Raw genomic sequence first — 501 nt, forward strand, 5'->3', positions numbered from 1 at the left:
CGACTTTAGGCTACAAACCATTATCCAAAAAGTATCACGTAGATATGAATATCCATTGGTACGGTCAACAACGATTGCCAAATACGCAGAGCAATCCACCAGAATTTCAACGACCTGACTTTTCAGAAAATTATGTGCTTGTAAATGCTCAATTTACATACAACCTGAAAAAGTTTGAATTGTATGCAGGTTGCGAAAACATTTTTGACTTTAGGCAAGAACGACCGATTATAGGTTGGCAAGACCCATTCGGTCAGTTTTTTGACACAAGTTCAGTTTGGGGACCAACTCGCGGGAGAGAATTGTATGTAGGAGTTCGGTTTAGAATTCCGAGTGAATAAGCCAACGCTAAAGCCATACACATTTGCAATTCGCTTCAGCCGACACACAAGCCAAAAATTGCAAAAGAGTATGGCTTTTCCAACGCAGAAAGAAAAAAGCCAGTGGCTAACAAAGAACTGAGGTAAAAAACAAGTAAATTTTATACTTTTTTAAACCAAA

General features: G+C 38.5%; 1 protein-coding gene. It reads left to right on the plus strand.

Going from position 1 to position 501, the window contains the following annotated elements:
- Window positions 1-341, plus strand: a 341-nt coding sequence (locus tag OU788_RS12690; RefSeq protein WP_274635492.1) for a TonB-dependent receptor, incomplete at its 5' end; no start/stop codon positions are given.
- Window positions 342-501 lie beyond the last annotated feature (160 nt).

The sequence above is a fragment of the Tenacibaculum sp. L6 genome, assembly GCF_028823685.1.
Taxonomy (GTDB): Bacteria; Bacteroidota; Bacteroidia; order Flavobacteriales; family Flavobacteriaceae; genus Polaribacter.